Source organism: Costertonia aggregata (assembly GCF_013402795.1).
GTDB classification, from domain to species: Bacteria; Bacteroidota; Bacteroidia; order Flavobacteriales; family Flavobacteriaceae; genus Costertonia; species Costertonia aggregata.
On the sequence record NZ_CP058595.1, the window covers coordinates 3,590,077 to 3,615,055 of the forward strand.

At 39.2% G+C, this 24,979-nt stretch carries 20 protein-coding genes and 1 pseudogene; 7 read left to right on the top strand and 14 right to left on the bottom strand.

Translation table 11 applies throughout. The annotated features are described in order from the left end of the window. Nucleotides 1–2: 2 nt before the first annotated feature. Complete coding sequence (locus HYG79_RS16460) at nucleotides 3–548, bottom strand: DsrE family protein (protein WP_179243157.1); 546 nt, start codon at nucleotides 546–548, stop codon at nucleotides 3–5. A gap of 138 nt (nucleotides 549–686) precedes the next feature. On the opposite strand from HYG79_RS16460, the gene HYG79_RS16465 reads away from it, so the two are divergent. From HYG79_RS16465 to HYG79_RS16475, 3 genes are all read left to right on the top strand, one after another. Then, nucleotides 687–3,014 carry an ATP-dependent helicase gene (locus tag HYG79_RS16465; protein ID WP_179243158.1) on the top strand — a complete coding sequence of 776 codons (2,328 nt, stop codon included), beginning with the start codon at nucleotides 687–689 and terminating at the stop codon, nucleotides 3,012–3,014. A gap of 93 nt (nucleotides 3,015–3,107) precedes the next feature. Then, nucleotides 3,108–3,617: a DUF3124 domain-containing protein gene (locus tag HYG79_RS16470; RefSeq protein WP_179243159.1), complete on the top strand. Its 510-nt coding sequence runs from the start codon at nucleotides 3,108–3,110 to the stop codon at nucleotides 3,615–3,617. Between the two features lie 248 nt (nucleotides 3,618–3,865). Continuing rightward, the gene (locus HYG79_RS16475; RefSeq protein ID WP_179243160.1) at nucleotides 3,866–4,486 is read left to right on the top strand and encodes an L-threonylcarbamoyladenylate synthase; all 621 of its coding nucleotides are present in this window, start codon (nucleotides 3,866–3,868) and stop codon (nucleotides 4,484–4,486) included. A gap of 210 nt (nucleotides 4,487–4,696) precedes the next feature. Here the strand turns inward: HYG79_RS16475 and HYG79_RS16480 are convergent, their stop codons facing one another. The 3 genes from HYG79_RS16480 to HYG79_RS16490 form a co-directional block, all read right to left on the bottom strand. Continuing rightward, a complete protein-coding gene (locus HYG79_RS16480; protein WP_179243161.1) occupies nucleotides 4,697–5,548 on the bottom strand; it encodes an OmpA family protein in 852 nt (283 codons plus the stop codon). A gap of 96 nt (nucleotides 5,549–5,644) precedes the next feature. After that, the gene (locus HYG79_RS16485) at nucleotides 5,645–6,646 is read right to left on the bottom strand and encodes a glycosyltransferase family 2 protein (RefSeq protein ID WP_179243162.1); all 1,002 of its coding nucleotides are present in this window, start codon (nucleotides 6,644–6,646) and stop codon (nucleotides 5,645–5,647) included. A 12-nt stretch (nucleotides 6,647–6,658) separates the two neighbouring features. Beyond that, complete coding sequence (locus HYG79_RS16490) at nucleotides 6,659–7,105, bottom strand: type I restriction enzyme HsdR N-terminal domain-containing protein (RefSeq protein ID WP_179243163.1); 447 nt, start codon at nucleotides 7,103–7,105, stop codon at nucleotides 6,659–6,661. A 26-nt stretch (nucleotides 7,106–7,131) separates the two neighbouring features. On the opposite strand from HYG79_RS16490, the gene holA reads away from it, so the two are divergent. After that, nucleotides 7,132–8,133, top strand: a complete 1,002-nt coding sequence (gene holA / locus HYG79_RS16495; protein WP_179243164.1) for a DNA polymerase III subunit delta — start codon at nucleotides 7,132–7,134, stop codon at nucleotides 8,131–8,133. Here the strand turns inward: holA and HYG79_RS16500 are convergent, their stop codons facing one another. The 5 genes from HYG79_RS16500 to uvrA all read right to left on the bottom strand — a co-directional run bounded on the left by HYG79_RS16500 (nucleotide 8,134) and on the right by uvrA (nucleotide 17,673). After that, nucleotides 8,134–8,508 carry a DoxX family protein gene (locus HYG79_RS16500; protein ID WP_179243165.1) on the bottom strand — a complete coding sequence of 125 codons (375 nt, stop codon included), beginning with the start codon at nucleotides 8,506–8,508 and terminating at the stop codon, nucleotides 8,134–8,136. A gap of 144 nt (nucleotides 8,509–8,652) precedes the next feature. Continuing rightward, nucleotides 8,653–11,064: an alpha-ketoacid dehydrogenase subunit alpha/beta gene (locus tag HYG79_RS16505; protein ID WP_179243166.1), complete on the bottom strand. Its 2,412-nt coding sequence runs from the start codon at nucleotides 11,062–11,064 to the stop codon at nucleotides 8,653–8,655. A 159-nt stretch (nucleotides 11,065–11,223) separates the two neighbouring features. Beyond that, nucleotides 11,224–14,025, bottom strand: coding sequence for a gluzincin family metallopeptidase (locus tag HYG79_RS16510; protein ID WP_228027997.1), 2,802 nt, complete (start codon nucleotides 14,023–14,025; stop codon nucleotides 11,224–11,226). A gap of 41 nt (nucleotides 14,026–14,066) precedes the next feature. Continuing rightward, nucleotides 14,067–14,753 (bottom strand): LOG family protein, encoded by a 687-nt coding sequence (locus HYG79_RS16515; RefSeq protein ID WP_179243167.1) that lies wholly within the window; start codon nucleotides 14,751–14,753, stop codon nucleotides 14,067–14,069. Nucleotides 14,754–14,841: 88 nt separating this feature from the next. Then, the gene (gene uvrA / locus HYG79_RS16520; RefSeq protein WP_179243168.1) at nucleotides 14,842–17,673 is read right to left on the bottom strand and encodes an excinuclease ABC subunit UvrA; all 2,832 of its coding nucleotides are present in this window, start codon (nucleotides 17,671–17,673) and stop codon (nucleotides 14,842–14,844) included. Nucleotides 17,674–17,799: 126 nt separating this feature from the next. Between uvrA and HYG79_RS16525 the strand changes: the two genes are divergently transcribed. Further along, a complete protein-coding gene (locus HYG79_RS16525; RefSeq protein ID WP_179243169.1) occupies nucleotides 17,800–18,327 on the top strand; it encodes a hypothetical protein in 528 nt (175 codons plus the stop codon). A gap of 816 nt (nucleotides 18,328–19,143) precedes the next feature. Here the strand turns inward: HYG79_RS16525 and HYG79_RS16530 are convergent. The 3 genes from HYG79_RS16530 to HYG79_RS16540 all read right to left on the bottom strand — a co-directional run bounded on the left by HYG79_RS16530 (nucleotide 19,144) and on the right by HYG79_RS16540 (nucleotide 21,594). Further along, nucleotides 19,144–19,776, bottom strand: coding sequence for a L,D-transpeptidase family protein (locus HYG79_RS16530; RefSeq protein ID WP_179243170.1), 633 nt, complete (start codon nucleotides 19,774–19,776; stop codon nucleotides 19,144–19,146). A 97-nt stretch (nucleotides 19,777–19,873) separates the two neighbouring features. Beyond that, complete coding sequence (locus HYG79_RS16535) at nucleotides 19,874–20,590, bottom strand: DUF2071 domain-containing protein (protein ID WP_179243171.1); 717 nt, start codon at nucleotides 20,588–20,590, stop codon at nucleotides 19,874–19,876. Between the two features lie 284 nt (nucleotides 20,591–20,874). Continuing rightward, on the bottom strand, nucleotides 20,875–21,594 hold the full coding sequence (locus HYG79_RS16540) for a hypothetical protein (RefSeq protein WP_179243172.1): 720 nt from the start codon (nucleotides 21,592–21,594) through the stop codon (nucleotides 20,875–20,877). 274 nt (nucleotides 21,595–21,868) lie between these two features. Between HYG79_RS16540 and HYG79_RS16545 the strand changes: the two are divergent. Continuing rightward, nucleotides 21,869–22,230, top strand: a pseudogene (locus HYG79_RS16545) (transposase); the annotation flags it as partial. 101 nt (nucleotides 22,231–22,331) lie between these two features. On the opposite strand, the gene HYG79_RS16550 reads toward HYG79_RS16545, so the two are convergent. Beyond that, complete coding sequence (locus HYG79_RS16550) at nucleotides 22,332–22,916, bottom strand: hypothetical protein (RefSeq protein ID WP_179243173.1); 585 nt, start codon at nucleotides 22,914–22,916, stop codon at nucleotides 22,332–22,334. 17 nt (nucleotides 22,917–22,933) lie between these two features. Then, nucleotides 22,934–23,659: a hypothetical protein gene (locus HYG79_RS16555; protein ID WP_179243174.1), complete on the bottom strand. Its 726-nt coding sequence runs from the start codon at nucleotides 23,657–23,659 to the stop codon at nucleotides 22,934–22,936. A 229-nt stretch (nucleotides 23,660–23,888) separates the two neighbouring features. Here HYG79_RS16555 and HYG79_RS16560 point away from each other — a divergent pair, with 229 nt between their 5' ends. Continuing rightward, nucleotides 23,889–24,524 carry a class I SAM-dependent methyltransferase gene (locus HYG79_RS16560; RefSeq protein ID WP_179243175.1) on the top strand — a complete coding sequence of 212 codons (636 nt, stop codon included), beginning with the start codon at nucleotides 23,889–23,891 and terminating at the stop codon, nucleotides 24,522–24,524. The last annotated feature ends 455 nt before the right edge of the window (nucleotides 24,525–24,979 follow it).

The window sequence follows — 24,979 nt, forward strand, 5'->3', positions numbered from 1 at the left end:
GTTTAAAATTTGATCAATCTATAACCATCATCCTGTAATTGCATTATAGCAGTCATGGCGGACAACGCCATTTGTACCCCATCAATGGCCTCATCAATAGGGAATTTGCGTGATAGGGAGGATTGCCCGCATAGTATGAAATCAACATCGGCGGCCAATAGCTCTTTTATCATATCACTATTGGGATTTTGGGTCAAATATCTTTTTTCGTAGGCCGCATTGGATAATATGTCCTTGGAAGCTTTATTGTGTACTACAAGTGCCACTTTCAAGTTTTCTTTGGGAACCCCTGCTTGGGCATGCATGTTAAGGAAACGGGCAGCAGTCTCTATACTTCGGTTCAATTCGGAATAGGATAATGGACTATCCATGATATCGAATACGATTTTAAACACTTTGGTCGTATCTGTCTTAAACGTAAGGTTTTCGATGGCCCATACTTTTCCAAAACTCTCGATAACGGGTCCGGCCGATTTATTTTGAGAAAAACCGTTCGTCACAGTACATAAAAATAGAAAAACGAAACTGTGGGATAGATTTTTTTTCATGTAATCCAATTAGATTCTAAATATATTCAAATTCGTGAAGATATTTGGGTTTCTATTGTTCATAAATCTAAAAAAGATGTTTTTATCTTGCGATGGATATTGACTAAATTCACACTTTGATAGCATAAAATATACAGCTTGGAGAATTTTATAGATGAATTGAACGATGCCCAAAAAGCTCCTGTACTCCATAAGGATGGTCCTTTGATGGTCATAGCTGGTGCAGGCTCGGGAAAGACCAGGGTGTTGACGTACCGTATTGCCCATTTGATGGCGCAGGGCGTAGATTCCTTCAATATCCTGGCATTGACCTTTACCAACAAAGCGGCACGTGAAATGAAAAAGCGTATCGCCGATATTGTAGGGAATTCGGAGGCCAAAAATCTTTGGATGGGAACGTTTCATTCCGTTTTTGCCAAACTCCTGCGTTTTGATGGGGATAAATTAGGTTATCCCAGCAATTTCACCATTTATGATACACAGGATTCCCAAAGGTTGATAGCATCGATTATCAAGGAAATGGGGTTGGACAAGGATATCTATAAATACAAACAGATACAGAACCGGATTTCATCCTACAAAAACAGTTTGATTACCGTAAAGGCCTACCACCAGAACCCGGAACTCATGGAGGCCGATGCCATGGCCAAACGGCCGAGAATGGGGGATATTTACCAAAATTACGTAGACCGTTGCTTCAAAGCGGGTGCTATGGATTTTGACGATCTGCTGCTACGCACAAACGAGCTTTTGAACCGATTCCCCGAGGTATTGGCCAAATATCAACATAGGTTCCGATATATTTTGGTCGATGAGTACCAAGATACCAACCATTCGCAGTACCTTATTGTAAAGGCCTTGGCAGACAGGTATCAAAATATATGTGTGGTTGGTGACGATGCCCAAAGTATATACTCTTTTCGAGGGGCCAATATCAGTAATATCCTAAATTTTCAAAGGGATTATGATAATGTCGGCATGTATCGTTTGGAGCAAAATTACAGATCTACCAAGAATATTGTAAATGCGGCCAATTCTATCATCGCTAAGAATAAAAACCAGTTGGAAAAAGTAGTTTGGACAGCGAACGACGAAGGTGCGGCCATTAAAATACACCGAAGCCCAACCGATGCGGAAGAGGGCAGGTACGTAGCAAATTCCATTTGGGACAATAAAATGCAGCATCAGCTCTCGAACGGGGAGTTTGCGATATTATACCGTACCAACTCGCAGTCCCGAGCTATGGAGGATGCCCTGCGCAAAAAGGATATTCCGTACCGTATCTATGGTGGGCTCTCCTTTTATCAACGTAAGGAAATCAAGGATGTGCTCTCCTATCTGCGCTTGGTCATCAACCCCAAGGATGAGGAGGCGTTAAAGCGTGTCATCAACTTCCCCGCAAGGGGCATAGGCCAAACAACGGTAGATAAAATGGTCGTTGCCGCCAACCATTACGGGCGTTCCATTTTCGAAATCATCGAAAATCTGGATAAGATAGATTTAAAGATAAATTCCGGTACCAAAAGAAAATTGCAGGACTTTGCCACCATGATAAAAAGTTTCCAGATCATGAGCGAAAGTACCGATGCTTTTACGCTTGCGGAACATGTAGCCAAAAAGACCGGTATTTTGCTGGAATTCAAAAAGGATGGCACCCCTGAGGGTATTGGCCGAATGGAGAATATTGAGGAATTGCTCAATGGTATTCAAGATTTTGTGGAAGGACAAAAAGAACTCGCTGATGCCACGGGAAGTATTTCGGAATTTTTGGAGGATGTTGCCCTAGCGACCGATTTGGATAAAGACACCGGCGATGATGATCGTGTGGCCCTAATGACCATTCATTTGGCGAAGGGGCTGGAATTTCCGTATGTCTACATTGTTGGTATGGAAGAGGATTTGTTCCCGTCAGCTATGAGCATGAACACACGCAGTGAGCTAGAAGAAGAACGCCGTTTGTTCTATGTCGCATTGACCAGGGCCGAAAAACAGGCCTATTTGACCTACACGCAAAATAGATACCGCTGGGGAAAACTTATTGACGCCGAACCTAGTCGGTTTTTAGAGGAAATCGATGAACAATATGTGGAGAACCTAACTCCCGTAGATGGTGGTTATCGGTACAAACCATTAATGGATACGGATATTTTTGGTGAAGTGGACAAAAGTACCTTGCGCCAAAATAAACCGGTCAGCGGTACACCGCCAAGTGTTCGTAAACCCAATGAAAATCAGCTCAAAAAATTACGGAAATTAAAACCGGAACTAGCCACCCCGGTCGGGAACACCAATACAATAGACCCCAACCTTGCGGAAGGAAGTCTCGTGAACCATACCCGTTTTGGTCGTGGAAAGGTGCTTAAAATCGAAGGAGTCGGTAACGATAAAAAGGCCGAAATACAGTTTGAAAAAGGAGATGTCAAAAAATTGTTGCTGAGGTTCGCAAAGTTAGAGGTGGTTGGTTAAAGCTTTATTTTTAATTATTGTATCTATAAATATTTTAAATACGAATATTTACATAATTTAATGTAAAGTTTTAATTCAAATAAAAACTGGTTTATGAAATTTCAGTATGCATTGGTAATATTATTTTTTGGCATTACAAGTTGTCAAGAAAAAGATATGATAAGTTCAAAAAACTCTGAAGATTGGTCTAAGAGAAGTATTGATATAAGTAATAAGGATAGCTTGGAATATGGCAAATCATATCTATCTATATATTCACAGATTTATAGTTTATCGCAACATAAAACGCATAATTTGACTGCAATGGTAAGTTTGAGGAATACCAGCGATACAGATACTATTTATCTTCTTAGGGCTGAATACTATGATACATATGGTATATCGATAAAATCATATTTTAAAAAACCGATATACCTGGCGCCTTTGGAAACGACAGAAATAATTATTGATGAAGTCGATGTTACAGGTGGTACTGGCTCAAATTTTGTTTTTGAATGGCAAATCCCAAGGAATGCCTCGGAGCCACTGTTTGAAGGTATTATGAATTCAACCATGGGGCAACAAGGGCTCTCTTTTACCACACAATCCGTTCGCATCAAATAATAGACTTTATCCATATGTTTTTATTATAGTAGCACTCATAATTTATTTCTCAGATGAATACACGTTTACTACTGGCCGGCATTAATGGAATTGTACTTTTGGAACTTGCTTTCGTGCTATACAAGAATGCTTTTTAAATTTAGGTATGCAACCTATTCACTTGGATATGGCGTTGACCAATCTTAATTAAAAAGTAGATTTTTATTTAGTGAAGTAATTACGTAATTTATACTGCATAACGTATTAGAATGGCCGAATTTATCAAAATATACGAGGAGAACCCCAATCCCAAGGAAATTCAAAGGGTAGTGCAAATTTTGCGCAAGGGCGGTTTGGTTATATACCCCTCCGATACGGTATATGGTCTAGGATGTGACATAACAAATTCCAAGGCTTTGGAAAAAATTGCCCGTATCAAGGGCGTTAAATTGGCCAAGGCCAATTGGTCGTTCATATGTGCCGATTTGAGCAATCTTTCGGACTATGTACGGCAAATAGATACTTCTACTTTTAAAATTTTGAAGCGGGCTCTGCCAGGTCCCTACACGTTTGTACTGCCCGGAAACAATAATTTGCCCAAAGACTTTAAAAAGAAGAAAACAGTAGGTATTCGTGTGCCCGATAATGCCATACCCCAAGCCTTAGTAAACGCATTGGGCAATCCTATCGTTTCAACCTCTATTCGAGATGAGGACGATGTTCTGGAATATACTACCGACCCCGAACTTATTTTTGAAAAGTGGCAGTATTTAGTAGATGTCGTTATTGATGGGGGGTATGGGGATAATGTTGCTTCTACGGTAATCGATTTATCCGAAGGTGAACCTGTAGTTATCCGAGAGGGTAAGGGAAGTTTAGATATATTTTAAAATCAACCGGTCAAAGGAAAAAGATTACACTGTTGGGGATAAGATACCAGAAATAGTTTTAACCAGCGACCTATCAAATTTTAAATGAGGTTTAGAGGGTTTATGTTGGATTTCCCGCTTCGTTCGAAATGAATGGCAATATTCTTTAAAAAACAAAAAAGTGTGCTGATACCAGCACACTTTTTTGGTAATATCCAAAGACTTTAAAATCTAGTTATTGATAGCCGGATCTTTCATTCCTTCTTCAATCATACTGTAGAACTGGTCAATTTTCGGAAGAACAACAATTCTAGTCCTTCTATTTTTGGCCTTGTCTGTTGAAGATACCGGTACAAACTCGGCTCTTGCCGCTGCGGTCATACGCTTGGGATCAACACCATAGTCGTTTTGCAAAACACGTACTACGGCAGTGGCACGTTTGGCACTTAAGTCCCAGTTATCCAATAAAACCCCTTTTCTGTAAGGAACGTCGTCTGTATGCCCTTCGACCATAAAATCAAAATCGGGTTTGTTGTTTACGACTTTGGCAACTTTTCCTAAGACTTCCTTAGCTCTTGAGGTGATGTTGTAGCTACCGCTGCTGAACAATAATTTGTCGGAGATAGATACGAAGACGACTCCTTTTTCCACACTAATTTCGATATCCTCATCATCTAAATTACCCAAAACTCCTTTCAGGCTTTGTACTAAAGATAGATTAACGGAGTCCCTACGTGTAATGGCATCGTTTAATTTTCTAATGGTCAAATCTTTTTCTTTGAGGCTTTCCAAAGATTTTTCAAGGTTTTCGGCCCCTTTTGTGGTCAAGGTGGTCAAATTACCCATGTTATTGATCAACTCTTGATTATTTGCCTTTAAGAAAGCATTTTGATCTTCCAAAGTCTTTAATTTAGAAGAGGCAGACGCTTTTTCTTCCAGGCAGTCGTTCAATTTGACCGTAGCCGAATTCAATAGATCCTGTGTTTCTTTCTGTTTAGCCTCCAAATCCGCATATTTCTTCTGAGATACGCAAGAGGATAACAATAACGTAATTCCTAAGCAACCTAAAATGATTTTCTTCATAATGTGTAACTAAATGTTTATTCTTTGTTTGTTTTGATTCATCTTAAATAAGCGACAAAATTAGATAATCACCAAATTAAGACTTATTCAAATTAGTTAATCTTTTACTAAAATGTTAAAATTCTTCTTTTGATGTACGAAGTGGGACCACACAATGGATGTTACCGTATGGTACTTTAATATAAAATTAGCTTTTTCCCGTTTTTTATAAATCTTACTGAAGTGCCTATAAAAGCTCAGATGGGCGCGTAATATGGCCCAACAATGTGAGAATTTTAATTGGTAGATAAAACGTGCGGCCGCAATACCATCCAAAAACAATCTACCAAAAATAATAGGGAAGGCTTTTTTGCGCGGTAAGTTTTTGGTGATGGAATACAAACTGTTCCTAAAGTTGAGATAGGTTTTTTTGGGATTCATATTGCTTAACGTAGATCCTCCCAAATGGTAAACATGGGAAGCCCCAACGTAATAGACCTTATGACCAAGGTTTTGGGCTCTCCAACATAAATCTACCTCTTCTTGGTGGGCAAAATAGTCTTCGTCAAAGCCTTTTAGAGTATTAAAAACACCCTTTTTGATAAACATGCAGGCACCCGTGGCCCAAAATATTTCGGTGATATCATCGTATTGCCCTTTGTCCTCTTCCAAAGCTTGAAAAATTCGCCCCCTGCAGAAGGGGTAGCCCAATTGGTCAATAAATCCGCCTGCTGCACCGGCATATTCAAAATGTGTAGGTTTCAACAAATCCAATATTTTGGGTTGGATTATGGCAGCTTGCGGTTTTTCTTGAAATGTTTTTTTGATGGGGTCCAACCAATTTTCGGTTACCTCTACATCAGAATTTAGCAGGCAGAAGATTTCTGCATTTACATGCTGCAAGGCATCATTATACCCTTTAGCGAACCCACCATTGCTTTTGTTTTGTATAACGGTAATATTTGGGTAGTTCTCTTTGAGAAACGCGACCGACCCATCGGTAGAGGCATTATCGGCCACATAAATATCGGCTCCTTGTGAAAACTGTATGACGGATGGTAGGTACTTTTCCAAAAGTATCTCTCCGTTCCAGTTGAGTATGACTACGGCTATCTGCAAAACGATGGCAAATTAACGGCTAAAATCAGGAATATCCTTTAGAAACGTATATTTTTCTTGGTCAAAATCCATTTTACAGTAATAATGTTCCAAACCATTGGTCACCATTAAATAAGAAGCCTTTAATTTCATATTATACCGGGCAATCTGGTCAAAAGTATCTTGGTTTACATGAATATTTGGTGCTTTACATTCTACTAAAATTTCAATAGTACCATCGGGTTTAAATACAACGATATCATATCTTTTTACGATATCGTTTACTTTTAATTGTTTCTCTACATTGATGAGGCTTTGAGGGTATTTTTTGTCCTGTATCAAATAACTTACCACATGTTGCCGTACCCATTCCTCGGGTTGTAATACCACGAACTTTTTACGGATATCATCAAAAATAGAGACTTTATTTTCGCTACTTTTGAATCGAAAGTCATACTTGGGGAAGTTAAGAATCCTCATGATACAAATTTGATGATTTTTTTTAGATGGAAGAAGCCAAACAAATTGTTCTAGACATAAAAAAGGGATTGATAAAACCCGTTTATTTTTTGATGGGCGAGGAATCCTACTATATAGACAAGATAGCGGGGTTTATTGAAAAAAGCGTACTTTCTGAAGAGGAGCGAGGATTCAACCAAGTTGTCCTGTACGGTAAAGACGTAACCATTGATGATATTGTGGCCAATGCCAAGCGATACCCCATGATGGCCGAAAGACAGGTGGTAATCGTTAAAGAGGCACAGCATTTATCGCGCACTATTGATAACTTGAGTTCTTATGTAGATAACCCGCAACCCACTACGGTACTAGTTATTTGCTACAAATACAACAAGTTGGACAAGCGCAAAAAATTGTATAAGTCCGTTCAAGCGAACGGAGTCCTTTTTGAAAGTAAAAAACTCTATGAAAACCAAGTATCCGATTGGATACGCAAAAATTTGCAGGGCAAAGGATATTCTATCTCGCATAAAGCTGCCATTTTGTTGGTGGAATTTTTGGGAACGGATTTAAACCGAATCAACAATGAGTTGGAAAAACTACAACTAGTACTACCAAAAGAAACCGAAATAACGCCTGTACTCATTGAAGAGCATATAGGTATAAGTAAGGACTACAATAATTTTGAACTTAAAAAAGCAATAGGGGAGCGTAACATTACCAAAGCCACAAGGATTATTACCTATTTCTCCCAAAACCCGAAGGATAACCCTTTTGTGGTGACCATTACTTTATTGCATACATTTTTCACACAGCTTTTAAAATATCATGGTCTAAATGACCATTCGCCCAAAAGTGTGGCGAGTGCGCTTAGGATAAACCCATATTTTGTTGGGGAATTTCAAACAGCGGCAAAGAACTACCCTATGAAAAAAGTAAGTGGTATCGTTTCTCACCTTAGGGAGATGGACGTCAAGGGAAAAGGGGTAGGAGCAACCAATATCTCCCAAGCCGATTTGCTCAAAGAGCTTTTGGTGAAAATACTGTAACTATTTTTTGTCTATACTGTATTTTCCTGGTCCTAGAATCGCGATTATCACAAAAAACACCAAATATAGCAAAGCCATTTCCTTTTTGCCGATAGGGTCGGCGCCATGTACTATGAATGCGGCTACGAACATGGTTATGGCCGCTGGGATAGCTGCCCAACGTGTCTTAAACCCTATGATTATCAAAATTGGGCAAACAAACTCGCCGATAACCGTTAAAAAAAGCGAGGGTGTTGCACCAATACCTATAGGGTCTGCAAATTCGTCACCGTTCATCAGCATTTGTAATTTGCCATACCCGTGGGTCAACATCAAAAGGGAAGGAACAATTCTTAACAATGCAAGACCAATATCGCTTTTTAGGGAGTTTTTCATTTTTTGAATGATTTGAAGTTTTACTAAAAGTAAAATTTTTTTATGAACTGGTCTTATTAAACTTTAATTTTCAATGTTGGGTCATCAATATTTTTATAAGATGTAATGGATTTTCCCCATAAATAATCGAGAAAGCGATTGCCATTATCTCAAAGCAGGGTACTCCTCCGGATTTGACTCGTGCATGATGTTGTACACCTTCTCAAAAATATCTTCTGCATTGGGCTTGGAAAAATAATCGCCATCGGTGCCATAAGCTGGTCTATGTGCCTTTGCCGTTAGTGTTTGTGGGGCACTATCCAAATATTTATAGGCTCCCTGTTTTTGGATAATTTCATTTATGATGTACGCAGAGCATCCGCCAGGTACATCTTCATCAACTACCAATAAGCGATTGGTTTTTTGTATGCTCTTTAAGGTATCGTGCTGAATATCAAAAGGTAATAACGTCTGCGCATCAATAATTTCTACGGCTATACCCACCTCAATCAATTCTTTTGCAGCTTGTTCAACAATACGTAAGGTAGAACCATATGATACAATGGTAATATCGTTACCTTCCTTAATGGTTTCTACCACCCCTATGGGTGTGCAGAGCTCTCCAAGGTTGGTCGGTTTGGGTTCTTTGAGGCGATATCCGTTTAGGCTTTCTATAATCAGTGCGGGCTCATCGCTTTTCATCAAAGTATTATAAAAACCAGCAGCTTTGGTCATGTTTCTTGGCGAGAGAATGTAGATGCCCCGCAAAAGGTGTATCAAACCGCCCATTTGAGACCCGGAATGCCAAATACCTTCCAAACGATGCCCTCGGGTGCGAATGATCAAAGGTGCTTTTTGCTTGCCGAACGTTCTGTACAGTAAAGTGGCCAAATCGTCGGTAAGGGTGGGCAATGCGTAAAATATATAGTCTAAATATTGTATTTCGGCTATGGGGCGCAGTCCGCGTAATGCCATTCCTATGCCTTGGCCTATAATCGTGGTTTCCCGAATACCGGCGTCGGCTATTCGTAGTTTCCCGTACTTGTTTTGGAGGCCTTCAAGCCCTTGGTTGACATCACCAATAGCACCGGTATCCTCTCCGAATACCAAGGCTTCCGGATGTTTTTCAAAGAGAACGTCAAAATTATCACGTAAGATGACCCGGCCATCAACCTCTTCTGTATTGGCATCGTAGACTGCCTTTACCTCTTTTATACTGGTCGCTTTACCCGGGTTTTCACTGTATAGCTTAGTACTGAATTTTTCTTGGGAATCCTCTAAAAACTCTTTCGTCCAACGTGCCAAATCTTGCTTTTCGGGAAATGATTCCCCCAATAGATATCGCATGGTTTTACGTGCCTTAGCGGCCAAATCTTTTTTTATGGGCTCCTCAATGGCGATTAAATCATTCTTTATCTTGGTTATGAAAGCCTTGTTCGTGCTTTTTTCGGCTACTTTGTCCAACAGGGCAACCAAAACTTTTTTATTGTTTTTTTGTGGCTCTACATGTTCGGCCCAAGCTTCTTTTTTGGCGGTGCGTATTTGTTTTCGTATACTTTTTTCAAGTTCCAACAGTTCATCTTCCGTAGCGATTTTATTTTCTAAAATCCATTCCCTGAATTTTTTGTTGCAGTCGTTGTTTTTTTCCCACTCCAAACGTTCCTCGCTCTTATACCTTTCATGGGAACCCGATGTTGAATGGCCTTGGGGCTGCGTAAGTTCGGTAACGTGTATTAGTACGGGAACATGTTCCGAGCGAGCTATATCCGATGCATTCTCGTAAGCATGAATCAAAGCGGTATAATCCCACCCCTTTACTTTTATGATTTCAAAGCCTGCATGTTTGTCATCCCTTTGAAAACCGCTCAACAGCGTAGAAATGTCCTCTTTGGTGGTTTGGTATTTTGCCGGTACGGAAATACCGTAGGCATCATCCCAAATACTGATGACCATAGGTACCTGGAGTACGCCCGCAGCGTTGATAGTCTCAAAAAACATACCTTCTGAGGTGCTGGCATTGCCAATGGTACCCCAAGCTACTTCGTTACCATTGTCTGAAAATTTTCGACTGTCCAAGCCCCTCAAATGTCTATACATTTTTGATGCTTGCGCCAATCCCAATAGCCGTGGCATTTGCCCGGCGGTACACGATATATCGGCACTACTGTTTTTTTGTTTGGTAAGGTCTTTCCAGTTTCCGTGTTCGTCCAGACTATAGGTCACAAAATGTCCCCCCATCTGCCTACCGGCACTCATGGGTTCTTTTTCAATATCGGTAGTGGCGTACAGGCCGTGGAAAAACTCTTTAGGGGTAAGAAGGCCTAGTGCCATCATAAAGGTCTGGTCCCTGTAATATCCGCTCCTAAAATCACCATTGCGAAAGGAGCGGGCCATGGCGAGTTGTGGAAGTTCCTTGCCATCTCCAAAAATTCCGAATTTTGCCTTGCCCGTAAGAACCTCACGTCTTCCTAAAAGACTACATTCCCTGCTGGTTACCGCAATCTCGTAATCTTGGAGTATTTGGTTCTGGAAAGTATCAAAGGAAATTTCATTATCCGTTTTAGGGTCAATTTTCATACGAAACCTTAATTTTCTGCAAAAATACCAAAAGAGAACCATTTTTACAATGATGAAATCTTAATTCTATTGAAAATTTGTCACAAAATAGATATTTATTGTTCGTGTAATTGTGTATTTATCAAAAAATAGGGGTATAATTAAGAATAATTCAAAAAATCAAAACCATTTTCTTGTAAAAAGACCAGTAAGTACTTTGGGGCTCAAAGTAACGATAAAACGTATTTTTTCGTCATAATTGGGCTGTGAGATTTCCCAACCGTTGTTGGAGTGTAATGGAAAGTATAGTTCAAAATAATCCGTGACCAAGTTCAATCGCACGCCGGAATCATATACGAAACGTTTTTTTTCGCCTTTGTTTTTCATAAAGCCTATATCGCCATAGAGCTCTATCCAACGCCAAACATTAAAACTTGCATTGGCCGTCGCCATCCAATCATCCGCAAAAGGGTTTCTCAATTTTGACTTAAAACCACCTTCGGCAATGATGATCTGCTGACTATAAATGCCCGTATCTTCCGACCTTCCCAAATAACCGTAGTCGAACAAATAGTCGGTAGGCCTGTCCAGGGCAAAACTAAAGAAATCCGAATCGGTTTTGTTACGCAAAAACTTCCCGGCAAAAAACCTTAAGTTCAACTGTCTGTTATTTTCAAATAGTTTTCTGAACTCATAATTAAAGGAGACCTTGCTAAAATTGCTCGAATGTTGGGCATCGATAAACCACGAACTATAATCTATAATACCGATGTTGGAGTTGATATACCTTGCGTTGAGCACACTGTAATCGGGGTCTGTTTCCAAATCCAGGTTTTCATCAATGTCTCTCAACACGTTCACGTACCGAAAACTCAGGAATTCCCTTTTATTCGAAAGCAAATCATCGGGACGCCACCCAAAACTTACCGCAGGTGTTATGGTGCTGTACCTTGAATTGGTCTGAAAATGAAATGTGGAGCCACCAATGGAGTAGTTTGAAACGTAAAACCCGGTTTTGGCATGGTATTTTTGATAGCGAAAGCTACCGTAACCCACAAATGATTTTTCCTTCATGGCATAGGAAGGGGCAAAGTCAAAAAGAAATGGTCTTTGTAACAATGTTTTGTTGGTAAGCCGAAGTCCCGGTGTAAGACCGTCATAAATATTGAAACCTGCGACGGGCATATAAAAAATCTGATTGCGATAGGGGTTTTCACTATCCTTTAAAAATTGAAATTTTAGTTTTTTGTTACTTGAAAAAAAACCGTTCAACGTTTTCCAATTGTCCCTTTGGTTAAATTCTGGAATCTTTTGGTCATAGTTAAGCACCAAACGGTCCTCCCCATTTTTTGGTATGGTAAAGGTGTCAATATCTTTTATATTGGAAAACCAGTATTTGGAAACGACGGAGTCCTTTTTTACGCCAAACATAGATATGGGTATGTTGGTACCCGTTTTGTTTTTTATGGTTACCGTTATTGAATCTTCCTTTTTCTTTACTTTTTTTATTTTGAAATCGATTTGATTGTCGGATGAAACATACTCGTTGAAGAACCAACCGATATTTTTTTGGGTAGATGCATTTAAAGTAGATATGAATTCACTGGCCTCAACTTCTTTCAGTTTGTTTTTTTGATAAAACTGTTTAATGCTGTTGCCAACGTTTTCCTCACCTATATATGCCGCCAAGTACGCCAAACCTAACCCCGCCTTATATCTGTTCGCTACTTTTTGATTAAAGTACAGCAACGAATCATTTGGGGTAATGAGTGATTGGTCTAGATTTTTTCTTGCGGAAAACATATATAAAAACGGGTACTGTTCGTTAAAGTCCATTTGTGCCAAATGAAAACTTCGTACCCCCCAAATTTTGGAGAGTTTACCCAATAATTTTTGACCTGGATAGTGTTGATCAACATACTTTATCATCAGATAGTTGAGGATGGCATCGTTTACCCATTTTTCTTTTCTAGGGTTTGTAAATAGCGTTTCTTCCAAAAACTTTCGCAAAGCGGTCTTTAGAAATTTAAGCTCAAATTGAAATTGAGGCTCATAAGGGCGAATAAAAGAGGGCAATTGGTTGATACCATATAAAGGGTCTTTATTATAATCAAATGTACTTACCAATAGTTCTTTATGCGGATATTCCCCTAAATTCTCGTGAATGTAGGCCATAGTCCTCTCTATGGAAATATTCTGGGAGATGTCATCATATTTTGTGGTTTCAATATCGGTCAAAACTACAACGTGTTTGGTAATATGTTTTGATAGGTTTTGATCGGATTGTAAAACGATTTCACAACTTTTTCTATTTTCCCCTTTCAATATGGTTGATTGTCCCTGCGGAAATTTTGAAGTGGCGCCCTGCACAAAGTTTGAGGTCAAATAGAGGTCCTTAGGATAAATAAAGTTTATGGTCGTGTTCGTAATGCCGGTGTAGAGATCTTCTAGATTTTTGTTGGAATATAGCTGCCACTTACCGTTATATACGGCCGGGGTCAAATACCAATCCTTTAAAAAATACCCGTTTTTTGAACTGTACCCGTAGGCGGTGTATTTATTTGGGGGCAACTTTACAGTATAATTAATGTAAAAGGTCATGGAATCTTTTGGTTCCAAGGGTCTGTTCAAAATTATTCGTATGATATCTTTTACGTTGGTGCGGTCCCAATCCAATCTTTGGTAATAATTATCTACGGCCGTTTTTATTTTGGTGTAGCCCCTTTCATCGTCTTTGGCCAAATGAAGGCTTTTTTTGAATTCTTCTGCAAAACGTTTGGCAAGCCCGGTGTTTTTATCGGAATAGGCATGGGCCCAGTCATTAAAGTACAATGTATTCAATGTATCCGCAGAACTGTTTACGTACGTGAATTTTTGGTTTATGTTCAGTTCCTTGGTTTCCCCGTCCAAATTCGCCGTTAACCTGTTAATATGTTGTGCAACAGCTTTTCCTGTACAGAATAACAGGGCACAGGCCAACATAAAATATACTAAGGAAAATCTGGTTTTCAACTGAAACGGGATTAAAAGTTGGGGCTTAGGGCATGGCCTTTGTAAAAAGCATCGATTACCTCTACGACTTCTTCCTTGGTGTCTACAATATGAATCAAATCCAAATCATGGGCACTTATGTTGCCGGCTTCGAGCATGGTTTTCTTTATCCAATCGATAAGCCCTCCCCAAAAAGAGGAACCCACTAAAATAATGGGGAATTTTTCTATTTTATTGGTCTGTATCAAAGTTATCGCTTCGAAAAGTTCATCCAAAGTCCCAAAACCACCGGGCATTACCACAAACCCTTGCGAATATTTAACGAACATTACCTTTCTAACGAAAAAATAGTCAAAGTCTAGGCTTTTGTCCCCATCTATATAAGGATTGTCATGCTGCTCAAAAGGTAAATCTATATTGAGCCCTACCGAAGTTCCCCCAGCTAAATTAGCCCCTCTGTTGCCGGCCTCCATAATACCGGGACCACCTCCGGTAATAACCCCATAACCGGCTTCGGCGATGCTTTGGGCAATATTTACGGCCAATTGATAGTAGGGGTCGTTTTCTTTGGTCCTGGCCGAACCAAAAATAGAAACGCAGGGGCCAATGGCACTCATTTTTTCAAAACCGTTGACAAACTCGCCCATGATCTTGAACAATGCCCAAGAGTCGTTCGTTTTTATCTCATTCCATCCTTTGTGATGTTGTTCTTTTCTCATGAATACAACTTTTATTGTCATTTCCGCATAGGCGGAAATCCACTTCTATGTTAATGTTAGACTTCTAAGCCGAAAATGGTATCAAAATCTAGTTTAATTCTTTTATCAAAAACTCTGCCGTATAGCTTTTTTTATCTTTGGCTACTTCTTCCGGCGTGCCTTTTGCGACCACTTTGCCACCGCCTCGACCACCTTCATAACCAATGTCGATGATATAATCCACCATTTTGATGACATCCATATTGTGCTCTATGACCAATATCGTATTTCCTTTGTCTACCAAACGGTTCAAAACTTCCATCAAGACCCGAATATCTTCAAAATGAAGTCCTGTAGTAGGTTCGTCCAAGATGTAAAACGTGTTTCCCGTATCACGTTTTGATAGCTCTGTTGCGAGTTTTATACGTTGTGCCTCACCGCCCGACAATGTAGTGGATTGCTGCCCTAAAGAAATGTATCCCAGGCCTACATCTTGAATGGTTTTTAACTTCCGGTATATTTTGGGTATGGGTTCAAAAAACCCCACAGCTTCGTTTATGGTCATTTCCAGAACGTCGGCTATCGACTTCCCCTTATATCTTATCTCTAAGGTCTCCCTATTGAAGCGCTTACCGTTACAGGTTTCACACTCAACATAAACGTCGGGCAAAAAGTTCATTTCAATAACGCGCAGCCCACCACCTTGGCACGTTTCGCATCTACCTCCCTTGACGTTAAAACTAAATCGCCCTGGTTTATAGCCACGGATCGCCGCCTCGGGCGTTTTGGTAAACAAAGACCTGATTTCACTAAAAACCCCAGTATATGTCGCCGGATTGGAGCGTGGTGTTCGCCCGATGGGCGATTGGTTGATATCGATTACTTTATCAATGTGTTCCAGCCCTTTTATACTCTTGTAGGGCATCGGTTTTTTTACACCATTAAAATAGTGGGCGTTCATGATAGGGTAGAGGGTCTCGTTGATCAAGGTTGACTTACCACTGCCCGATACTCCGGTAACACCTATCATTTGCCCCAATGGAAATTCTACCGATACGTTCTTTAAGTTGTTACCCGTACACCCCGTGAGCGTTATTTTTTTGCCATTGCCTTTTCTGCGTTTTTCAGGAACTGGTATTTCACGTTCTCCCGTTATATAATCGGCGGTCAATGTATTGACGTTTTTTAATTCGGTAGGATGGCCTTCGGAGATGATTTCGCCACCATGTCTCCCAGCCTTGGGACCAATATCAATGACATGGTCCGCACGTTCTATCATATCTTTGTCGTGCTCTACCACAATGACCGAATTACCGATATCACGAAGCGATTCCAATGATTTTATCAACCTGTTGTTATCCCTTTGGTGTAGGCCTATACTGGGCTCGTCCAAAATATAGAGCACGCCGACCAATTGTGAACCAATCTGCGTTGCCAAGCGTATACGTTGCGCCTCGCCACCAGAGAGTGATTTGGAGCTACGGTTCAGGGAAAGATAATCCAAGCCTACGTCCAATAAAAAACGGATTCTTGTCTTGATTTCTTTTACGATTTCTTCAGCAATCTTCAATTGGTTTCCTTCCAAGGTATTTTCCAGTCCATCAAAAAAATCGGCCAGCTCTGCAATATCCAAATGCGCCAGTTCGGCGATGTTCTTTTCATCTATTTTAAAGTTGAGCGATTCTTTGCGTAAGCGAGAACCGCCACAGGTAGGGCAGGAGACTTTGTCCATATATTCTTTTGCCCATCTTTTTATTGATGTGGAATCGGCTTCTTCAAATTGATTTTTAATAAAGTTGGAGATGCCTTCATAATCTATCTTATAGTTGCGTTTTACGCCAAGGGTTTTGGAATCGACCTCAAAAGTCTCGTGTCCGCCATTCAATAGAACCTCCATGGCAGCAGCGGGTATCTTGGTTATCGGGTCGGTCAATTCAAACCCATAGCGCTGGGCTATAGTCTCAATTTGTTTGAACGCCCACGACTTTTTGTATTCCCCCAATGGTGCTATACCACCGCTTTTTATCGATAATTTTTTATCGGGAAAAATCTTGTTCTCATTCACTTCGTATACATGTCCGAGCCCATTGCAACTGGGGCACATGCCCTTTGGGGAATTAAAGGAAAACGTATTGGGTTCCGGTACCGGGTAGGAAATCCCGGTGGTCGGGCACATTAAATCCCTACTGAAATACCGGGCTTCAGTACTGTTTTCTTCCAGCACCATCAATACATTATTTCCACTGTACATGGCCGTATTGATGGTTTCGGCCAAGCGTTTGTCCATATCAACATTGTCGACCACTTTTAAACGATCTATAACAATCTCGATATCGTGGGTCTTGTACCGGTCTACTTTCATGCCTTTTACGATATCCCGCACTTCGCCGTCAACCCGTACTTTTACAAAGCCCTGTTTGGCAATTTGCTCAAAAAGTTCACGATAATGGCCCTTTCTGGATTTTATAATGGGCGCAAGCACATTTATTTTTTTGCCTTCGTAATCGGTTTTGATAAGATCCTTGATCTGTTCATCGCTGTAGCTTACCATTTTTTCGCCAGTATTGTAGCTATAGGCATCTCCGGCGCGGGCGAACAACAACCGTAGAAAATCATAAATTTCCGTGATGGTACCTACGGTGGAACGTGGTGATTTGGAGGTGGTTTTCTGCTCAATGGCGATGACCGGTGACAGACCATCTATTTTATCCACATCTGGGCGTTCCAATCCTCCCAAAAATTGGCGGGCATAGGCCGAAAAAGTCTCGATGTATCTACGTTGGCCCTCGGCGTAAATCGTGTCAAACGCCAAGGATGATTTGCCGCTTCCTGAAAGTCCGGTAATTACCACCAACTTTTCGCGGGGTATGGTAACATCTATATTTTTTAGGTTGTGAACGCGAGCGCCCTTAACCTCAATATTCTCCTCGTAATTGATCATTTCTTATTTCAAAGCAAAGTTGCGAAGTTACAATTTTGAAGGCTAAAAATAAACTAGCCCCAACTTATATGTTTGTTAATTAATAGGATACTTTTAATTTAGCGGCAATACTTAAAAAAAGCTAGAATGACACTTTTAGGAATAGGCTCAAGAATTATACATAACGAATTTGGAAAAGGCGTGGTGACCAACGTTACCTCAAAACACTATTGGGTGACTTTTATGGACAGTGGATTGGAAACGATTGATTTGAATAGTGACTTTGAAGTGATAGAAGCTGTTGAGGATGAGGTGGATACCGTTAGTTTTTCGGAGGTAGAGCGTTCCCTGATCGCCATCTTACGAAAATGGAGCGATGCTTCTTCGCTAACACCCATTGCCGATAAGTGGAAAGGGGGAAATATGGTGTTAAAACCAGGAGACGACAACTTGTCCGATAAAGAAATACCTATAACTACTTTTTTTCATAAAATAGTGATGGTTCGCGATCGGATTCGGGTAATGGAACAAAAAATAAATGCAAGCAAAAATCTAGACGACCAAGAAAAGGTAGATTTACAACAGTATATTACCCGTATTTATGGGAGTTTAACTACATTCAACGTGTTATTTGGGAATAAAAGCGATTATTTTGTGGGCGAAAAAAAGGTGTAAACCAACAGGTATACCCTTTGTGTTTTACAAATTGGTTTGTAGATAAACCCTTAACCTCGATACTTTTTTGCAAAATCAAGATTATCATATGTCTCTTCGTAACTTTTAAGCATAACTTGTCACTTCGAACTCAGTGAGAAATCTCATTATAGTTTCTCGTTATCAGATTCCTCGTCGCTTTGCTCTGTCGGAATGACGGGTCGTATTTAAAAATAAATTTATCCAAGTGCAAGAACTACGAATGTTGAATCCATAATGATTTGTTTCCCATGATTTCAATAGGGTGGCCTTTTGTGAATGTTTAGCGTTTCATGTCATTTCGAACGCAGTGAGAAATCTCATTATAGTCTCTCGGTATCGGATTCCTCGTCGCTTCGCTCTGTCGGAATGACAAGCCGTTTCCGATGGAATATTGGATTCATAACAGTATATTTCATGATTTTGATAGGCATACCCTACTGTCAGTTTAAATGTAGGACTATCATGTCATTTCGAACGTAGTGAGAAATCTCCTTAATAGTTTCTCGGTATCGGATTCCTCCTCGCTTTGCTCTGTCGGAATGACGGATCATATTTAAAAAGAAATTTGTCCAAGTGCAAGAACTTTGAATCTTGAATCCATAATGATTTGTTTCCCATGATTTCAATAGGGATGATTTTTTGTGAATGTTAAGCGTATCATGTCATTTCGAACGCAGTCTCCTCATAGCTTCTCGATATTGGATTCTTCGTCGCTTTGCCCTGTCGGAATGACGGCAGTACTCGAAATGTATTCTGTCCATACTCAATAAGTATGGATTTTGAATTTATGATGGTTCATTTGGTGATGGTGATGGGCATACCCCTATAAACAACTGTATATAGGTCATTAACATCTTTATTGGTCAATGAAATACAGCCCCATGTCCAGTTTTGTTTCTGTTTTATGAGGTTTGAATGTCCTTTGGGGACACCATGAATTCCGATTTCTCCGCCAATTTTTGCATCTTTCGGGATTTTGTTCTCCGCCTTGGCCTTGTTATGCTTTTCCCATGATTCTGTTGTGGGGTAGTCAATCCAAATAAATTTGGACCAAGTAGTATGTGGATAAAAGGCCCTGACACTAAAACCGCCTTCAGGAGTAGAGCGGTCACCCTGCATCAGTTTATCGTCTACAGGGTTGGTGCCAAAGACTACCGGATAGGTTTTGACGATTACGGTATCTGCCATGGCATAAAGCCTATAATCGCTTTTGTCTATGTGAATGGATATATCTTCTTTTTTCAATTGTAATGAATCCAATAAAAGCAATATTGAGGGCTCTAAAGTTTTGGATTCTGGGAAAGTGCGTTCATTTTGGACCTCTTTCGCATCAAATTCTTTTTCTCGGCTACAGGTGATTTGAAAAGTCTGAAATCCCAAACAGATAAGGCAAAAACCTATGGGAATGCTTTTTAAAAGGGTTTTCATGGTTCGGACGATTAGCGAATTACAACGCTAAATTATCCTTAGGGTCTGCAAGATACTTCACTACGAAAAGCGAAAACGGACTCCCTGAAAAAAGGGATTAGCAAGTTTTGATTTTATCCAGACCAATCCACTCATGTTCTATATCTTTCATCAAAAGGGCATTATCAAAACGTACCGAACCTTTGGGAAAAATACGTTCATCCTCAAAAAAACTGGATTGTACGTGGCTAACTTCCAAAAGGGAAACTTTCCAAGTGTAGGCTTTAAGCTGCAACCCGTCAAATGCGTCTCCGTACGGCGAATATCCTATACTGCCTTTCTCGAAAAAGTCTGAAACACAGCTCAGATTTTCAAAAACACTTTGGGTATTCCAAACATCGGTTTCCTTGGCGGTTATCGACAATGTGGTTTTGTCCTCGCTTACGAATGCGACTTCATATTCACCATTGGTCTCCTTTACCGTAAACGCTGCTTTGTGGTGTAGGCCCGGAAAAACGGTTCCCCCGGCCATGGCATTGAGTTTGGATGAGGTGTCCCTTCGTGGGATGTAAACCCCTTCTTTCGTCTTCCCGTTTTCTACCCATTCAACCGCTATACGATGTGCCCCATTTTCCGAAGAAATCCCGATTTGTTTGGGTAGACCTTTGGGCCTGATATCTTTTGAGCGTATGAGACAGATACCCGCAATACCTTTACCGTTGACTAATTTGGGCGTAAAGGGTTTGGGCAAGTAGCGGGCCAATACCTCTTTATCAACTTGGTAGTTGATGAGTATTCTACGGTCTATCGTTCCTTTGATTTTAGGGATTTTCATATGGCTAAGCTAGTGGTTCGTATACGGTGATTGCCATACCAAATGAAGGGAAAACAAAGTCCCAAAAAATGGGGATGTTGCTTGGTTACTTTTTTGATGAACCCTAAAATAGGTTGCTTAAAAATAAATGAATTTGGAAAAAAAGAAGTTTCGTTATCGGTTTTGGCTATGGTTAGTTGCAGTGTGAAATCCGACAGGATTTCGACCCGCAAACTAAGCATATTAAATATACGTAGATTTTCCAAAGGGAAAATCCGCCCGCAATTAATTATAGATGTTGTAAGCTAACGTTTTTTTATTAACCGAAACGTTTCCGTACTGTCTGAGTGTGAAAATGAAATAAAATCTTTGGAATACCTTCTTTCAATAGTAATTGCGGTATCTGTCACTTTTAATAATTTCCACTTTTTTTGATATCCAACAAATTCTGTATAAAGACTTTCTTTCATTATCATATAGGACAAAGAGTTGTCCAGTTGTATTGTGGTCGAATCAATTCCCAGGCAGTAACTAGTTAATTTGTTTTTGGAAATTTCATAGTATGGTGGCCATATTGTATCATGCTCGGGAAATCTTGCTGGGGGCGGGGGTATGTTAGAATTCTCAACACCCGCCCAGCGTTCTTCAGTCCATTTTCCTAGAATTTTGTCCAGCTTCCATTTTGGCAGTTTTTCCTCTAATCTTAATTTAGTATCTCTTTCCCCAATACTAAGTCCTATTATCGTTGAGTCATTTTCTTCATAAAGAGGAATAGTCATATGAGCCAACATTAGGATATTAGCTTTTTCAAAATTAATTAATCTCCAAGGTCGATTATATTGATTCCAATCTAGAATATTGCAAGTTGAGTCCATAAATTGGACTGTTAGAGTTCCTTTACCCTTTTCTGGATTCAAAACAAAAGTTCTTCCTTTAAGGTTTATTTTTTCTGTCAACTTTTCTTTTTCCATATTGCTTTTACAGGATAGAACAAGAAGTATTGTCAATAGTGAAAATCTTTTCATCTGTAAATGTTAGTTAACATATCGGATATAAATCTGTTTTAATTGTTTACACCCAACGATAACGAAGTTCAAGAATTTTAACGTTGTAGTCAAGCAATTTGCCTATTGGGTTATACAAAGTTTTGAACATACTTACTTTGGCATTCATATATTTCTTGATGTAAGTGAATGTGTATTTGGCCTGTACCAATCACCTTAGCATAAAACTTTAATGGTATGGGCAAATCTGAAAGATTTTGGGACAAGCTTTCAAAGGATTACGATACAAAGGCCAAAGACAGCCTTGTTCTTAATGGTTGTCACCGACGGTTTTTCCAAGTTTGAGATGCGGCACAGCTTTGTAGTTATGTTGGCATAACTCCAACGATAAGAGAGTCAGGGAGCAGCGTTAGAGGTCGTTCACGAATAAGTAAGGTAGGTAATGGAAAACTGCGCAACCTATTGTTTCTATGCTCTTTCAATGCCTGTAAGCACAACAAGGCATGTACGGCGGTTTATGATCGGATAGTAAACAAAGGGAAAAGCAAGAAGCTTGCTTTGATAGCAGTATCCAACAAACTGCTTAAACAGTGTTTTGCCATTGCAAAATCTGGCAGGCCATATGACGAAACTTACGTTTCGATATTGCCAAGATAAATCAGGAAAAAAATAGAATAAAAAAGCTCAAAGAACCAAGTTATTGAATCTATGAGCCTAAAATGATAATATCTCAGATTAAGGAATAATTTGTTTGTTTTTTATCTCAGTTCTTTGTTGTGCTTTCGTACTCTCATTGAATATACTTTATGTTTTTTCGCTATTCGAACATTTCCGAGTTCATTTATTCTTTTTATAGATTTCAAATAACCTAATCTAGAGTGACCTTCTATTAATTGAAATTCATTACTAACCTCACTCCATTTTGGTATTTCGTCATTGATAGACTTTGTATCAAGAATGATTGGCGGAATTCTCCAAGTTCCATTTTCTTTCCAGTAATCTAAATCCTTTTCTCTGCAAGAAAATTGATTTAAGTCATTGTAACTTGCTCTTGATTCAAAAAATTCTCTAAAATCCTCGATAACATATAATTTCTCAAGTTGACTATATTTCCATTCTATAAGTTCAAATTCAATATATTCGTAATTCATCCAAGCGTAATTTCTAATAGTATGGTAATCGTTGTGCAGTGGGTGAATCCATTGTTCAAATACTTCTTTAGGGAAATCTTTAAACTCGATCTTATTCTTTATTCGGTCATAATAATCATCAAACCATTCAGAATTTCCTTTTGAATCTTCATTTGGTTTTAAATCTGCCCAAGTTTTATTAATAAGAATCATAAATGGTTAAGTGTGAATTATTTTGTAGTGAATTCAATGAGTTTGTCACCAATTAATATTGCACCATTTCTGATTTTATTTATTATTTGATATTCTTTAAAATATTTTCCTTGATTATTAAAAATCTTGCTGATTACTTTTGCAATTACAATTGATAAAATTTCCTCAACTAATTCATTAAATTCATTTATTGCTTTTTCAAGGTCATAATTTTCAAAATCGTTCTGATTTCTTAAGAGTCGAATTTTTCCACGCTCTAATTCAGGTCTTGAAATTTCATAAACGTCAAATTTGTGTTCAGAGTCGTCTCTAGTAGATAAAAAATTTGCTGAATGAGCTCCAATTTTATTTCGGATAATTATTAATTCAGAGTCAGTTAGCTTTTTTATGTGTTCTTTCTTTTTTTCTACTTTATGTATTTCTAATAAGTTTTCTACAGCTAACTTTTGCTGATATGTTGCATTTAAAAGTCCATATAATCTTAAGTATCTTTCTCCGATATCTCTGTGTCTTGAAGGTCCTTGTAAATCGAATTCTTTAAAAGACTTTTTAGCAAGTTCGGTGTCATCAATTACATAGAATGCATTTAATAAAATATTCCATCCAAATTTTTTTTCAAATCCATAAAAATCTTTAACATCATTTCGGAAAGTTGTTTCGCAGTTTTCTCCATCCCATTTTAATGAGAAATCACTTAATATCTCCTTTTGAAGATTGTTATATTTTTCAATTATAGTTTCCATTTTTGGTTTTCAGGTATGAAGCACAACATATCGGATATAAATCTGTTTTAATTGTTTATATCCAATCGATAACGAAGTTTAAGAATTTTAAAGCTATAGTCAAGTATTCTGCCTACTGGGTTATACAAAGTTTTGAACATACTTTACTCTTTTGCGTTCTTCTGTTTCTTGATGCAAATCAATGTGTATTTGGCCTGTACCAGTCACCTTTGCACAAAACTTTAATGGTATGAGCAAATCTGAAAGATTTTGGGACAAGCTTTCAAAGGATTACGATACAAAGGCAAAGGACAAGACGTTTGAGCAAATACTGCGCAGAACCCCTAAATACTTGCACTCCGAAGCCGTTGTGTTGGATTTTGGCTGCGCTACCGGATTATACGCCTTTGCTTTTGCCGATGCGGTCAAAACTGTTTACGCCTTTGATACATCTACCAAAATGATACTAAAGGCAAAAAACATGGCAGAAAAAAACGGGAACCATACCCTTATTTTTTCGCAAACGACCTTATTTGATGACCGATATAAAGAAGGCAGTTTTGATATTATTCTGGGTTTTAACATTCTGCTTTACTTTAAGGATATTGAAAACGTATTGGCCCGAATGCATAGGCTCTTAAAACCCAACGGTCTCATTATTACATCAACGGCCTGTTTAAAAGAAAAAAGGACATGTATCGGAATTTTATCAGGCACCATTATTCATGTGCTGAAAAAAATCGGGGTGTTGCCCTATTTGAATTTTTTGAAAATGGGGGAATTGAAAACGTTGATCATTAAAAGTGGGTTCACTATAATCGAATCAGAAGTATTGATAGAAAAACCCGCAACGGAATATTTTATCGTCGCAAAAAAAGAACCGTAATTACCCTTGTAGTCGCTATCAAGCGTATTTCGTAATTTCGGACGCAGTGAGAAATCTAATTATGAGTTCCGGAAACGGGATTCCTCGTCGCTTCGCTCTGTCGGAATGACAAGCTGTTTCCCATGGAATATTGGATTCATAACGGTAATAGTATATTCCATGATTTTGACAGGCATACCCTACTGTCAATTTAAATGTAGGGCTATCATGTCATTTCGAACGCAGTGAGAAATCTCCTTATGAGTCCCGGCAACGGGATTCCTCGTCGCTTCGCTCTGTCGGAATGACAAGCCGTTTCCAATGGAATATTGGGTTCATAACAGTAGATTATATGATTTTGATGGGCATACCTTACTGTCAATTTAAATGTAGGGCTATCATGTCATTTCGAACGCAGTGAGAAATCTCTTTATGAGTCCTGGCAACGGGATTCCTCGTCGCTCCGTTCTTTCGGA